Source organism: Fuerstiella marisgermanici (assembly GCF_001983935.1).
GTDB classification, from domain to species: Bacteria; Planctomycetota; Planctomycetia; order Planctomycetales; family Planctomycetaceae; genus Fuerstiella; species Fuerstiella marisgermanici.
Genome location: NZ_CP017641.1, coordinates 8,333,174 through 8,346,587 on the forward strand (window position 1 = coordinate 8,333,174; position 13,414 = coordinate 8,346,587).

Here is a 13,414-nt window from a genome sequence, read left to right on the forward strand (position 1 = left end):
CGGGAAGGTCTCGAAGTGAACATTTCGCGAGAATATGTCGACGTTTCAGCCTCGCCCTGCGGACGCGCCGGAACCCAAACCGGAATCGCCGTCAAGGCGACTCCGTTCACAGCTTCCCGATGATCGACCGGCTGGTATCAAACTGAGCCTCCAGCAGCGACTGCACCGTATCGGTGGAATCGTCGAGCAGAATCAGCAGCAGGTACTGAAGGCTCGCCTCGTCGTCGACCGCCGTGAACGCGGCGTGAACTTCTTCCAGCTCATAGTGTTCCAGCAGTTCGTCCAGGGTCTGCAGAGCCTGCTCTTCTGACATTCCCAGCAGTTCCATCAGCATGGCGAGGATGTCGGTGATCATCTGCAGAAGTTCGTCGGCCGCTTCCTGAGTTTCGTCCTGAACTTCGTTGGTCCACCAGGTTTCCGGCATCGTGGCGTACGGATCGACGGAATTCAGTTCATGGCGGTCCAGCACCTTGATGGGTTCGGGAAACAGCGATCTGGTCGTGTTGGCTGCTTCCGCTCGCAGCAACTTAATGAAGTCTTCCGCGGCCGCCTGTTCGTCGAACGCGTCGTCAATCGACGCGTCTTCAGAGCCGGACGCCGACGGGTAGGGAATGAATTCGTACACAGCGATATCGCTGCCGGTCCGGCGTCCGGAGTCGGACGCCTGACAGTGCACGGCCAGAACGGAAGAAGCGGCAACAAATGCGGAGATCAAGCGGCGTGACATGGTCTTTTCCTGTGAATTCGGTGGACGGTGTGAATTTGGTCGGGCCATAGACTGTTCAGCGAAAACGCCCGCAAAGTGTTACAGGAAACTTTTGGAAAGTTTCTCTCAGACTGCTAACGCCGCTGTGAATTGTTGCCTAATTGGACGGCGGGATTAGAGAGGGAACCTTGAAGTACAATGTTCCCTTTTGTCTTCCTCAGTGAACTCACGTCCCCCGCTCGCCCTACGCAAGCACACCATCAATGGGACGACTTTGCGTCACGGGGCACACCAGATCGACGGGCGGATTTTGCAGCAACCGCAGTTCGCCGACGTTGAACGTAGCTGTCCATTTCCGCGTGGTGCGCAGCGTGAGGTGTGGTGTTCAGTTGGCGGGGACGAGTTTGGACAGTCGCGACTGACCGGGCGGCGCGGAGGTCAGGCCGACTTCAAGTTTCAGTCGATCAAACAGACTGAATCCATCCTGCTGCCACGTCATGACCTCGGCCACCACGGAACTGAGCGTTGGTGTTTTCAGATGGAGATTCAGCGATTCCAGGACGCTTGTAAGAATGCTGCGGCGACGGGCTCCCTTCGATGTTTTGCTCGTTCGACCTGTGCGACGGTCCATGGCCGCGCCGCGAAGACTGCGTTCCGCTTCGTTGTTCGTTGCTGGCGCGGCCGGGCTTGTCACAAAACAAAACAACTCCTCTTCCGTCATCAGCCGAATCAGTTCTGAGACCAGGTTGTCAAAATCCTTGCCGAAGTCGGCCGCCCGAACATCGGAATCCTCGGCGCAGTAACGCACCAGCAGAGCCGCCAGCGTGTTATCAAGTTCATCGACCTTCGCCGCACGACCGGCATCGCCAAGACGACCATCGGCGGCGTGGCGTTTGGCCGCGTAGAAAATTTCCAGCAGGCCGTCGAGCAGTCGCTGGTACTCTTCGTTGTCCGGCTTCAGCAGCGTCAGACGGATGGCCTTCCGCAGCAGGTGAGCCCAGCATTTCTGTGCGTGACTGAAACCTCGGTACACGGCCGCATCGTCCGAAACAAGCACGCCTCCAAACAATTCTTTCGACAGGATCTGAGCCAGTGTGTCGCCGTCTTTGCGGCATCCGAAGATCAGCACGCGCGCCTTCTCCGACAAAAAAGCCCACACGCTGTTGATACTCCAACTGGTTTCGTCTGCATGCACAATCGCACTGAACGCCATCAGGTCACACAGAGATTCGAATTCCTGTTCCCAACGCCGTGCCAGTTGATTCAACAGAGCGTCCGCCTGGGATTTGCCGAGCGGCAGATTCCAGAAGAATTCAATCAATGCACACGTCTTGTCGATCGACAGTCCCGTGATGGTCACAATGCGAGCCAGCGCGATATGAACTTCAATGCCGAATTCGGACCGCGGCCACACGCCCGGAATTTCGGATTTCTCGCCGTTGGGGCCGTGATAGATTTCATAGACGACCTGCACGGCTTGGCCGTTGATCACTCTCCAGACGAAACGTTCCCGAACGAAACGGCACTCTGCGACGTTGTAACCTTCCGGCAGAATGAGTTCGCGTCGTTCGGCGTTGTCCGCTTTCTGCTCGGTTGTGCGACGACCGCGACGCGCCGAGGATTGTTTTTTGCGACCTTTTCGGCGGCCCGTTTCAGCGCGGCGTCTCTCTTCCGCCGTCACCGAAAACGCCTCGTCGAGTCGCTCTGTGGGGTTCTTACCTTCGAGCTCTTCAATCCGATCACGCAGCCGCCGGTTCTCGTCCCGCAGCTCCGCAACCTCACGCTGCAGGCTAAGCACAAGCTGCTTCACTTCCACAGCGATGATCTGACTGACATCCGTGTCCATCCACCTGTCGTATCAAAATCTAACCGACAGAAAAAGACCAGTCTCCAAGCTGAAATGGACAGCTACGTTCTGTCATCACCAGATTTTGATGCAACGACTATTGATGACTCGACGGTCCTGTTCGCCGACATACTCCTCATCGATACGCTCGGCCAGAGTCCGGTGAAAATCAATGTCGAGGATGTTGATGGTGACGGTCTGGACGACCTCCTCGTGTTGTTCAGCAAGAATGATCTTGTGAATTCCGGAGCGCTCAATGAAGACACAATTGCCGTTGGTCTCTCCGCAGAAACAACGCTTGGTGAAGCGATCATTGGCTTGGATTTCGTCAGCATTCTGGAGTGAGCCACGAGACCTGATGCGAATCGGAACAATGGTTGACAACTTCCGTGTACTCCGCTGTTCGGAATAACTTTCCGGCCACTGCAACAATTTCGGGACATGCACGCTGCACTTGTATGCCTACGGCGGCGAGAAAGTGTCGTGATTGGCGAGGTCGGCCGGGCGGTAAGATTGCGTAGCGATTAGATGTTCAGTTTCTGATTCTGGATGGTATCGGAAATCGCGTCAGAGTGACGTGTTTCCGGCGCGGCCGGGGTTGGTAGCTTGGCTCGGTGACTACTAATACGGAGTTACGGAGCGAAATGCGTCGGCGGGTGCTGACGGCCGAGATCAGCAAGCGAGCAGCGAGTACACCATTCACTGGCAGACTCCGCAGAAAACTCTGCAGCATGCTGAGCCACCCGGCTATCTGCCTGTTCGTAAAGAGCTGCCCGGGTAAGGCGACCATTCGTTCGACAAGATCCGCTTGGACGATTGTCTCGCGAATATCGCCGTCGACTGCAACTCGCTCCGCTCATCAACAGCCAACTTCACAACGTACTTCGCATCCATGCTCATCGCCAATCTCCCGAATCCCCAAGGCAAATCCGCAGCAAACAGAAAAAACGAAAACACGTCAAGTCAGCTTTCTTCGACCACTAGTTTGGCCGGTATCTGCTACGAACGATGGCCCCCAGTTGGCGGAAGTGACTACTTCGGCAGTTGAAAGATCTACTTGTGTGGGATCGGCCACGAAAGCAGGCGTCGTTGTGGAGGCCAAGTCGCTTCTGCATCAGCATGCGACCTGCCGGAACTTGTCGCGAGCCTGGTACACCCAGACGGCTTCTGCGAAGAAGCGTTAGCACCATTGGTACCAGTTGCCACGGAGGCGGCTGCTTAAGATTCGCCAGAAGCAACTTCCCCGCTCGCTGCATCGGTGAAGACTCAGTGGTGGCCACTAACACTGAGGAATCTGATGTAAAGCCCGGCACGGTGCCGGTCCTTGCTGCCTTAGTTCCAATTGAGCCACCTGCGGTAACCGCTCCGAGAAAATTTTCAGCTCTGACGACATTGGAGCCGCAGTTGAAAACAAGAATGACGAGTACGCAAGCGGAGTTTTAAGTCTTTGTGTTTGCTGTTCTCTCGCAGCACTGAGGCCTCATTGGTGGCGTTGGTGGTCCGTTCGACAAGGCATTTGCTACAGCTACATATTTCAGCCTCGTTACGCGGACAACGCTGGCTACGGCGACTTCAAGCCAACTCCTGATATTCGGCTGGCAGCGGCAATCGAGGGCCTGCTCGGTTATATTGTGGTGGGGGCGTTTCTGAAAATTTCCTTTGCTAGACTCAATGCCGATGAATCGCGGTATAGTCCAGGCACTGGCGGGGTCGGCTCTTAACGGGAAGCCGCGTTTTCGCTGGCGAGCCAAACAGTCGCTCCCCAGCCGCATGTCAGATGAAGGGTGAATGAGATGGAAGACGTCACTGTCTATGTCGTCAATTACAACCGCAAGTTCCTGTCGTTGCAGTACGTAGATCCAGTGACGGGGAAACGAAAGACCAAATCGTCGAAGACAACCAATCGGCGAAAGGCAGCCTTAGCAGCAGTCGAATGGCAGACGGAACTTCGGAACGGACTTTACAGGTCACCGTCAAAGCAAAGCTGGGCGGAGTTTAAGGAGCGGTACGAACGGGAGTACATGCAACCCCGCCTCAAGCCAGGATCTCACGACAGCATCTATTCGACTTTCTCAATGGTCGATCAATTGATGGGGCCACAACGACTTCGGCAGGTCACCAGTCAGTGGGTCACACAGTTTCAGTTGAAGTTGGCCGATGCTGGCCGACAGCCAGCCACGATCGCCAAACACCTTAGAAATCTCAGAACGGCGATGAATTGGGCAAAGACGCAAAAGTTCATCAGCGAGGTTCCGACTATCAAGGAACCGAAGAAGGGAAAACATGCCAAGCAGATGAAGGGCCGTCCGATCACGGAGGAGGAGTTCGAGCGGATGTTGGACGCGGCGGGGCAAGTCGTATCGATACGCGCCCCAGCATGGCAACGATTCATGAAAGGCCTTTGGTGGTCTGGGCTTCGGCTGTCAGAAGCCATTGATCTCACGTGGGATCAGTGGGCGGACGGAATCCGCGTCCAGGTCTCAGCCGACGGATACGTGTTTCTGCTGATCTCGCCCGAGGATGAAAAGGGCGGGAAGGATCGTATTTACCCAGTGGCTCCAGAATTTGCGGAAATGCTGCTCGATGTGCCAGCGGAGGAACGCTCTGGATTCGTATTTGATTTGCCACAGAAAACTGGCACGCGGCCAGGGCGTCGCGAAACAGGAAAAAAGCTGAGCCGAATGGGAGAGGCGGCTACCATCAAGGTCGATGAATCCAGTCGCGGCGAGAAGAAGCACGTGAAGTACGCCAGTGCGCATGACCTTCGGCGGGCGTTCGGATTTCGTTGGTCCCGACGCATTTTCCCGGCAGAGCTAATGGAACTGATGCGGCACGATGACATCTCGACGACAATGAAGTTCTACGTTGGCCAGCAGGCGGAGCTAACAGCGAAGAAGCTCTACGAGGCTTTGGCAAGAGAGGAGGGGATTAAGCAGTCGTTGAGTTCCGGAGGGGAATCGCAACACAACACTTCACACAACACCAGCTCAACGCGAATACGCAGCGCATAAAGAAACCCAGCAAAAATGCTGGGTTTCTTAGAGGGGCCGGTGGGATTCGAACCCACGAATACGGGATTTGCAATCCCGCGCCTTAGCCACTTGGCCACGGCCCCAGTTATCGATCACCCAACGTTGAGAGATCAGGCAAATAACGCAGACTTTGCTGATAACGTCGTTGGCGGCGATTATAGGTCATTCATCGGCAATCCCACCAGCCCCCTGAAGTTAAAAACAACGGAATTTTGGCGGCTTGCACTAGCGAATTGCCGAACCCGACCCTCGCCTTCCGGACACCGGCAGAAATTTGAGGTTCGTCACAGCTTTGGTAGATCGCATGCTTTGCGACGTATAGCATGGATTTCAACAAACTGAAAACTGCCACGGACGGCGTCGAGTCAATTCCCATCGTTTCTGCGGAGTCCATTGTGGTAGCTGAATCTGAAGAACAACTTATTTCCTTTGCGAGAGACGCCGTCAGCCAGTGCAACTGGGTCGTCGGAGAATGTGCCTCAAAGTGGACCACAAAATACGCTCGCGGCCGCACCGATGGCGATTTCGGCCAAATGGTTGGACTTAGTGGCGATCAGATCTACCAGCGCCGACGTGTCTGGGAAGCGTTTGGTACCACCCATGACAATTACAACAACCTGAAGTGGTCGTTCTTTTACGTCGCTCTTAATTGGGAAGACGCCACAAAGTGTCTGAACTGGGCCGACGAAAACGAAGCCACCGTCGCGGAAATGCGAGCATGGCGGCGAGCTCAAAACGGCGAAGACCTGTACGCTGAACCGGACGAGCATTATTCAGAATGGGCAGCGCCGCTCGTCATGGACACCAGCGACATGCCGTTAAGCACGGTTCAGGATCCGGCAGGATTCGTTCCGGCCGGCCAAGGGCCTCGAGCAGGCGTGGCCTACGAAGGCGGCGCAACCGAAACAATGGCAGCCGCAGCTCGGGAATCCGGTGAATACGCTCCGTTTCGCAGCGGTGCAGCGGCCCCGGCTCCTGGCGAACAGAGCGCAGAGATCGCCGTCCTCGAACGCCCGGACCCAACTCCGGACCAGGTTTGGAAACGGACCGTGTCGATGCTGGAGCGCATCAACAAGAGTCTCGACAGTGGCGTCATGAAGACATTTGAACAGCAACCGGAAAAGGTTCAGCAACGATTGCTGGCCGCGTTCGGCGAGATTCAGGATAAACTCGGCGAGCTAGCTTAGAGCAGTTTACCTTTTGTCGTGGACGGTTCGGGCTCGTGGCAAACAGCATTAATAGTACGAAACGCTTGTTCCACGGCCACAAGTCAGCGTAATACGCTGTAGTGGCAAGACCACTCTGACTTCCACCGAGCAGTCTCATGGCAGATTACCCTCCCGGCCCCAAACCAGCCCGCCCCGCATCCAGTTCAGCGAACTCGCTGCTGGTGGGCGCGCTGATGCTGCTGACAGCGGCGCTCGTTTATCAGACGTGGTCGAACGGGCGCGCTCAAGCGCCTGTCGCCACAAACTATGTGCCGCGAGACGTGACGCCACGCGGCACGCTAGGCGCTGACGAGCAAGCGACGATCTCCGTCTTTAGAGAAGCCTCGCCGTCCGTTGTGTTCATTCGAACCAAGGGGTACCAACGGGCTCTGTTTGGAGGTGTGGTCGAGCAGGAACTGTCTTCAGGCACGGGGTTTGTCTGGGACGGTCAGGGGCACATCGTTACGAATCTGCATGTGGTCGAACAGACACTACACCAGCCCGGCGCGGAGCTTCAGGTACAGTTCGCGGACGAGTCTGTCGTCGATGCTGAAGTTATTGGTGGAGTTCGCGAATTTGACGTTGCGGTTTTGAAAGTGAATGCACCGACAAACCAGCTGCGACCGATTGCGTTGGGGACATCTGACGATCTTGAGGTCGGTCAACTGGTATTGGCGATCGGCAGTCCGTTTGGCTTTGATCAGACATTGTCGACTGGTGTCATCGGCGGCCTGGACCGCAGCGTTGCTTCTGAATCGAGCAACGGGGAAGGTTTTCTGAACGGACTGATTCAGACTGATGCTGCTATCAATCCGGGAAATTCCGGCGGCCCGCTGCTCGACAGTTCCGGCCGCATGATTGGCGTCAACACTGCGATCGTATCGCCAACGGGGGCCTATTCGGGGCTGGGGTTTGCCGTGCCGATCAATAGTGTGATTGCTTCGGTTGACCGAGTCCTGTCCGCTACAACTGGCAAGTCAAAGGCGTGGTTGGGGCTGTCGGTGCTGTCTCCAGCGCAGGCCGCTGAGCTTGGTGTGCCCGAGACCGTTATTCAGCAGGGACTATTCATCAAGCGGATTGAACGTGGCGGACCAGCTGCGGCCACCGATTTAGAACCGACAAGGCAGTACGGATTTCAAATCTTGCTTGGTGACCAGATCGCTGCTATCGACGGCCAGCCTGTGACCAGCCCGAGTGAGCTGGAAGAAGTGCTCAAGAAGCATTCGCCCGGCGATCGAATCCGCGTCGAAATCTTCCGTCGCGGCCAGCGGGGCGAACTGCAGATTACTCTGGAAGCACAGAAGCTGATTCTCTGAACAGCCCTGCTCTTCAAGGATCCTGGATCGCGACGACTTCCATGCGCAGTGTGCCGGCCGGAATTTCGGCTTCGAAGCTGTCGCCAATTTTCTTGCCGAGCATCGCCTGAGCCAGCGGGCTTGAGGTCAGGATCTTCAGGATGTCGCCCTCGTAGTCTTCTTCGCCGGGGCCAACCAGTTCGTAGACTTCTTCCATACCGTCCTCAAGGTCTTTGACGGTGACCTGAGAACCATAAGCCACGACGCCTTTTGGCATGTCGGACTTTTCCATGATCTCGCAACTGGACAGAGTGACTCGCTTGGTCCCAATCTGTCGTTCCAGGTGAGCCAATTGTTCGCGGGCGGCGTGATATTCGGCGTTCTCCTTCAGATCGCCTTCTTCGCGTGCGAGTTTGATGCGTTCCAGGATGGCTGGCTTCTGGTCTTCCAGGGTCTGGATTTCTGAGCGCAGCTTGTCGTATCCGGCTCGTGAAATGGGCTGGCGTGACATATCTGGACCTCGGTTGAGTGCTTACCTGAAAGTTTTGGGCGTTGTGTTTTGACAAACAGAAAGGACACGAGCCAACCGAATATGGTTCAGGAGGTCGTGCCCTGCAGTTTATGAACAACGGCGGGTGGAAGAAGCTCTTCCACCCGCCGCCGATTGTTGAATGTGTGGCCATCAAGTATAGCAGGACCGCCAGAGATCACCAAGCAAATCTATTTGCCGACCACTCAGACGTCTATCCACTCATTGAGACATCGTCGATTTCACGGGGAATCCTGCGCCTTGGAATTCCGGCGAATGCTATGACGGCCAGTCGTCCGAAGTCAGCATGTGTTTGTGGGCAGATGCCAGCGAAATTCTGTTGTGGCCTCTATCCCACATTCTTCCACTGACGTGTCCTCGCGCTTTCCAGGACGGCGTCGCACACTTGCTGAGTTTCCTGGGCATCTCGGAATGTCGGATTGCAAGGTTCGCCAGTTTCAACGCTCTTCAGGAAGTCGGCTACCTGATGCACAAACGTGTGCTCGTAGCCGATTTGCAGCCCCGGCACCCACCACTTGTCCATGTATGGCATGTCGCCATCCGTACAGTGAACCGATCGCCAGCCGCGAACGATCGAATCGTCAGCGTGATCGAAGTATTCCAGGCGATGCAGGTCGTGAAGGTCCCAGCGAATGGAGGCGTGTTCGCCGTTGATTTCGAATGTGTAAAGCGCCTTGTGTCCTCGAGCATACCGCGTGCTTTCAAACAGCCCCAGTGAACCATTACCGAAGTGACACAGGAATGCACAGGCATCGTCGATAGTGACGGGTTCCATCTTGCCGGTTTCGTTGTGCATTCGTTCTTTGACAAACGTTTCCGTCATGGCACTGACGTCGGTGATGGAACCGTTTAGCCAAACAGCCGTGTCGATGCAGTGAGCCAGCAGGTCGCCGGTCACTCCCGAACCCGCTGCTTTCGCATCGAGTCGCCACAACGCGGCACCGCCCTGAGGCAGGTCTTCGTTGATGGTCCAGTCCTGCAGAAAGTTGGCTCGGTAGTGGAAGATGCGACCAAGGCGACCTTCGTCGATCAACTGCTTCGCCAGACTCACTGCCGGAACGCGACGATAGTTGTACCAGACGGTGTTGGCAACGCCCGCCTTTTCAACGGCGGCAATCATGCGTTCGCCTTCTTCGGGATTCAGTGCCAGCGGTTTTTCGCACAGAATCATCTTGCCCGCTTCGGCCGCGGCGATTGCGATTTCCGCGTGTGAATTGTTCGGCGTGCAGATGTCCACGGCGTCGATATCATCCCGAGCAATCAGCTTGCGCCAGTCGGTTTCGATGCTTTCGTACTGCCACTGATCGGCAAACTCCTGAGTCTTTTCCGCCGTTCGTCCACAGACCGCCTTCAGCACCGGACGGTAGGCAAGTTCCGGAAAGAAATCATTGACTCGCTTGTAGCCGTTGCTGTGAGTTCGGCCCATGAAGCCATAGCCGATGAGTCCGATGTTGAGAGGTTTTTGGTTTGGCATGGGTTCTGCAAAAACAAGGTGAAAGAAATAAGTCGATTAACGTGACCAGTTGGAAGAATCGGTGGATGAATGCACCAATTCGACGATTTCAATCGTAGCAGGTTCGATGATTCGGAAGAGGATGAAGTAAGGAAAACGGGAGAGTGGTGCCAGACTCACTGGTCCTTCGAATCTTTGAAACGACGTTGGCATTGCCTGTATCGATTGCAGTCGGTGCGAAACTGCAGCCCGCAATGCATCTGTCATTTCGGGTGCGTTCGTGTCGTACCAAGCTGTCGCTGCTTCCAGTGTCAGAGGGAACAGTGGCGTAAATCGGAGAGTCCAGATCGGCTCAACCACGTTGTTTCAGTCTTTCGGCGCGGAGGCGGTCTACTTCGGCCCACATCTGTTCTTCGGTGAGCGATCGTTCGGGATGGGCGTCCATTTCCGCCATCGATTCCTTCGCTCGACGCCAGTCCTCTTCGGATATCAGATCGGTAATGCTCTGACAGGACGACTCCAGTTCCTCCCGAAGGAACTCCATAATCCGATGCTTATCGATAGCCGGTAGCTGCCGAAGCTCTTCGTAGTCAATAGCCATGGTTGGTGGTGTCCGTTTCCAGCGAAATTCAGAAAGGGGCAACTCTGCCGTTCGAAGCCTGAGCAATTCTCTATGCCGTTCCGTGAGCGTCCCGAACTTTAATCATCGTATCCAGAATCGTGTTCCATGTCTGTGGATTTTCGAGCATCGCATTTGGGAACATACAGCCGTCCCAGCAGATGTGTTGAATGCCGCGGTCTTCGGCGCCTTCCAGCCAGTACTGCGAACACTTGACGATGTCCAGTTTTCCGTTGGGATCGTCGGCCGGACAGTGCTTGCCCGTCTTGTCGTGCGAACCGGCTCCGTGAACTTCGCCATCATTTTGAGCCACATGGAAGTCGATGGTCCACGGACGTAATTTGTCCGTCATCGTCTTGTAGGCCGCGTAGAATTCTTCGTCGCTGTAGCCGGGCTGAACAAGTGCATGCTCGGGCGCGTTATAGCCCAGCAGATACAAATACGTGTGAGCCAGGTCGGCCTGGAAGCCCAGTGATTCCGGCATGCCGACTTCTTCCAGCAGGTCCAGCATATCCTTCCAGCTATGCATCCCGGCCCAGCAGATTTCTCCTTCGGCGGCCAGGCGTTCGCCGTGATCGGCTGCAATCTTCGCGGCTTCTTTAAAGGTTGATGCAATTTTGGACGTGTTGGCTTTCGCGTCTTCTCGCCATTTTTCGACACCGAATTCGGCGGAATCGATGCGGATCACACCGTATTTGCGAACGCCGTGTTCGTTGAAGATCTTCGCGATGCGGCAGCCGACTTTGATCGCGTCCAGAAACTTTCCTCGAGCTTCGTCGTCACCCATCGCGGAATCGCCGACGGTGCCCGGCCAGATGGGTGCGACCAGTGAACCCACGGAAAATCCGTGAGAAGCAATCAGGTCGGCGATCTTCCGAAGTTCGTCGTCGCTGGCTTCCGGGTCTGTGTGTGGGTGAAACAGAAAGTAGTCAATTCCATCGAACTTCTGCCCGTTGACCTCAGCAGCAGCGGTTAGCTCCAGCATCTTTTCGAGGCTGATCGGCGGCTCCTGACCTTCTTCATCGCCCTTGCCGACGAGTCCAGGCCACATGGCGTTGTGAAGTTTCAATGCACTCATGTTTTCTCCTTTGACGACGTCGTGTTCAGCCATCTGCTGTTGGGATGACCAGTGGTTTTTGAGGGTTGAGAGCTTAGCTTATGACCTGGCGTCGAACCAGCGGCGCCGCAAATTCCGTTGCGCAATTGAGGAATTGATCTGCCACTGTTCATACGCCCAATCAGTCAGTCCGGTCTGCGGACGACTGACATCCAGTACTACTTCGAACCGCCAACACCGGGCGTTTTGGAATGAGCGTTCTGCGGAAAGTCGAAGGTCAACACGAGCGGCTCAGATCCCGTGTTCTCGATTGCCACACCGCCGTTGTTGAGTGCAGATTGAGTGATGAATCCGATTTCAGGGTAGAGTTCGCCGAGCTTCATGTCCTGGTGATATTTCACTGCGAGTTTTCCAACGCGACCGCTTCCGCCGTTGGTGTGGAACAGCGTGGGACTCTCCGGGCAGAAGTTTGTCTTGCCGCCCGGCTGTAAGGTGAGACGCAGGATCGAGCACTTCTGGTCGCCGAGGAAATCACCGTAGACGATCCACTTCGCGTCCACACCGTCGCCTGCAAATTCTTCCGCGGCGATTGCCGGACGTGAGTTCTTCTGGACGAAGTCCGGATCCTGGTTGGCTTCGAAGTCGAACTTTTCAACAAGGTATTCCCAGTCTTCGTGCTTATCCTTCGGATAGTCTTCTTCCCGGCATGCGTAAAACGCATCCGCTGCTCCGATGCGTCCGTCAAGAGTCAGGTCTTCGGCCAGGAAATGCTCATCCATCGTGACGTGTAGCTCGTGCGTGCAAAGATCTGTCGGCGAGTGCAGCACGCCGTTCGGCATCACGAAGCCGTTATCAATGTGCATCATCGTGTGAGGCGACAAGTGGCGAACCCCGTTGTATTCGCCCTGTCCCCAACTCTTCATGCAGGCAAGAAACTGATCTTTCGTCACGAACGGGTACAGCCCCATCGCCGTAGTGTGATAGTGCGACGGGCTGACTCCGGGATTGTCGAAGGAATTGATGTCGTAGACTTCCCACTTCGACCAGTGAAGGTGATGCGGAATCGGATTCAGATTGTCGAACTTCTTCGACACGATCGGCCAGGTTGGATCGCCGTAAAGCGATTTTGAGAAGGCCGTAATCTTCTCACCCATAACTGCTTCCGGATTGGCCGTGATCAAATCCTGTAGCGAGATGACTTGGCCGTCCGGCGTGAGGACATGCGCTTCACCTTCGCGGAACGGTGCTTTGTTCGTCCGCGTGTCGATGACACCCGTCACGATGGGAACTGTGCAGCACATCCAGATTTCATCGAGCCCCGTACCGTTCATGTAGTCCGGATAGTAAGACTCCGCATCGAGGCGAAGGCGTCTGCCTGGTGTACAAAATGTTCGGCCAGCGTAACGATGCAGTAGCTGCAACACCCCGTCGTTCTGGTTGAGGCAGTCGTCGAGAATCGAAGCCGATCCTCCGTCGATCACATCCTGTTGAGGGTACTCGTGCAGTTTATCCGCGAGAATTGACGTCGAAGCAGCCAAAGTTATTCACCTGTTAATGAGTTAGAAGAGGCGTGTCAGTTCCAAAGAATATTTGAAGAGACAAATAGGTGTTTTCAATTTGCTAAAACCCACCGAGGCGGGCTAAGAAC

Annotated in this window: 11 protein-coding genes, 1 tRNA gene and 1 pseudogene; 4 read left to right on the forward strand and 9 right to left on the reverse strand. The window is 55.5% G+C overall.

Annotated features, from left to right (window positions below; all coding sequences use genetic code 11):
- Positions 1–106: 106 nt before the first annotated feature.
- Entirely contained in the window at positions 107–727 is a 621-nt protein-coding gene (locus Fuma_RS31480) for a hypothetical protein (protein WP_077027605.1), read from the reverse strand.
- Between the two features lie 364 nt (positions 728–1,091).
- On the reverse strand, positions 1,092–2,552 hold the full coding sequence (locus tag Fuma_RS31485; RefSeq protein ID WP_077022387.1) for an IS66 family transposase: 1,461 nt from the start codon (positions 2,550–2,552) through the stop codon (positions 1,092–1,094).
- 54 nt (positions 2,553–2,606) lie between these two features.
- On the opposite strand from Fuma_RS31485, the gene Fuma_RS31490 reads away from it, so the two are divergent.
- Positions 2,607–2,897, forward strand: coding sequence for a hypothetical protein (locus Fuma_RS31490; RefSeq protein WP_077027606.1), 291 nt, complete (start codon positions 2,607–2,609; stop codon positions 2,895–2,897).
- A 382-nt stretch (positions 2,898–3,279) separates the two neighbouring features.
- Here Fuma_RS31490 and Fuma_RS36945 read toward each other — a convergent pair.
- Positions 3,280–3,390 (reverse strand): annotated as a pseudogene (locus Fuma_RS36945) (N-6 DNA methylase); the annotation flags it as partial.
- Positions 3,391–4,345: 955 nt separating this feature from the next.
- On the opposite strand from Fuma_RS36945, the gene Fuma_RS31500 reads away from it, so the two are divergent.
- On the forward strand, positions 4,346–5,563 hold the full coding sequence (locus Fuma_RS31500) for a tyrosine-type recombinase/integrase (protein ID WP_077027607.1): 1,218 nt from the start codon (positions 4,346–4,348) through the stop codon (positions 5,561–5,563).
- A 31-nt stretch (positions 5,564–5,594) separates the two neighbouring features.
- Here the strand turns inward: Fuma_RS31500 and Fuma_RS31505 are convergent.
- Positions 5,595–5,667 (reverse strand) — tRNA-Cys (locus Fuma_RS31505).
- A 240-nt stretch (positions 5,668–5,907) separates the two neighbouring features.
- Between Fuma_RS31505 and Fuma_RS31510 the strand changes: the two genes are divergently transcribed.
- Together Fuma_RS31510 and Fuma_RS31515 are read left to right on the forward strand one after the other, a co-directional pair.
- Positions 5,908–6,771 (forward strand): hypothetical protein, encoded by an 864-nt coding sequence (locus Fuma_RS31510; protein ID WP_077027608.1) that lies wholly within the window; start codon positions 5,908–5,910, stop codon positions 6,769–6,771.
- Between the two features lie 137 nt (positions 6,772–6,908).
- The gene (locus tag Fuma_RS31515) at positions 6,909–8,108 is read left to right on the forward strand and encodes a S1C family serine protease (protein WP_077027609.1); all 1,200 of its coding nucleotides are present in this window, start codon (positions 6,909–6,911) and stop codon (positions 8,106–8,108) included.
- Positions 8,109–8,121: 13 nt separating this feature from the next.
- Here Fuma_RS31515 and Fuma_RS31520 read toward each other — a convergent pair whose 3' ends face one another.
- The 5 genes from Fuma_RS31520 to Fuma_RS31545 all read right to left on the reverse strand — a co-directional run bounded on the left by Fuma_RS31520 (position 8,122) and on the right by Fuma_RS31545 (position 13,304).
- Complete coding sequence (locus Fuma_RS31520; RefSeq protein WP_077027610.1) at positions 8,122–8,598, reverse strand: GreA/GreB family elongation factor; 477 nt, start codon at positions 8,596–8,598, stop codon at positions 8,122–8,124.
- A 367-nt stretch (positions 8,599–8,965) separates the two neighbouring features.
- On the reverse strand, positions 8,966–10,111 hold the full coding sequence (locus tag Fuma_RS31525; RefSeq protein ID WP_077027611.1) for a Gfo/Idh/MocA family protein: 1,146 nt from the start codon (positions 10,109–10,111) through the stop codon (positions 8,966–8,968).
- Positions 10,112–10,442: 331 nt separating this feature from the next.
- Positions 10,443–10,691 carry a hypothetical protein gene (locus Fuma_RS31535; RefSeq protein WP_077027613.1) on the reverse strand — a complete coding sequence of 83 codons (249 nt, stop codon included), beginning with the start codon at positions 10,689–10,691 and terminating at the stop codon, positions 10,443–10,445.
- Between the two features lie 70 nt (positions 10,692–10,761).
- Positions 10,762–11,787, reverse strand: coding sequence for a sugar phosphate isomerase/epimerase family protein (locus tag Fuma_RS31540; protein WP_077028679.1), 1,026 nt, complete (start codon positions 11,785–11,787; stop codon positions 10,762–10,764).
- A 197-nt stretch (positions 11,788–11,984) separates the two neighbouring features.
- Positions 11,985–13,304 carry a hypothetical protein gene (locus Fuma_RS31545; protein ID WP_077027614.1) on the reverse strand — a complete coding sequence of 440 codons (1,320 nt, stop codon included), beginning with the start codon at positions 13,302–13,304 and terminating at the stop codon, positions 11,985–11,987.
- Positions 13,305–13,414 lie beyond the last annotated feature (110 nt).

Bases quoted from the DNA above. Each gene is read 5' to 3' on its own strand.
- Fuma_RS31485 (WP_077022387.1), bottom strand. From the start codon at position 2,552: ATGGACACGGATGTCAGTCAGATCATCGCTGTGGAAGTGAAGCAGCTT.
- Fuma_RS31520 (WP_077027610.1), bottom strand. From the start codon at position 8,598: ATGTCACGCCAGCCCATTTCACGAGCCGGATACGACAAGCTGCGCTCA.
- Fuma_RS31500 (WP_077027607.1), top strand. From the start codon at position 4,346: ATGGAAGACGTCACTGTCTATGTCGTCAATTACAACCGCAAGTTCCTG.
- Fuma_RS31525 (WP_077027611.1), bottom strand. From the start codon at position 10,111: ATGCCAAACCAAAAACCTCTCAACATCGGACTCATCGGCTATGGCTTC.
- Fuma_RS31480 (WP_077027605.1), bottom strand. From the start codon at position 727: ATGTCACGCCGCTTGATCTCCGCATTTGTTGCCGCTTCTTCCGTTCTG.
- Fuma_RS31490 (WP_077027606.1), top strand. From the start codon at position 2,607: ATGGACAGCTACGTTCTGTCATCACCAGATTTTGATGCAACGACTATT.
- Fuma_RS31540 (WP_077028679.1), bottom strand. From the start codon at position 11,787: ATGAGTGCATTGAAACTTCACAACGCCATGTGGCCTGGACTCGTCGGC.
- Fuma_RS31535 (WP_077027613.1), bottom strand. From the start codon at position 10,691: ATGGCTATTGACTACGAAGAGCTTCGGCAGCTACCGGCTATCGATAAG.
- Fuma_RS31510 (WP_077027608.1), top strand. From the start codon at position 5,908: ATGGATTTCAACAAACTGAAAACTGCCACGGACGGCGTCGAGTCAATT.
- Fuma_RS31515 (WP_077027609.1), top strand. From the start codon at position 6,909: ATGGCAGATTACCCTCCCGGCCCCAAACCAGCCCGCCCCGCATCCAGT.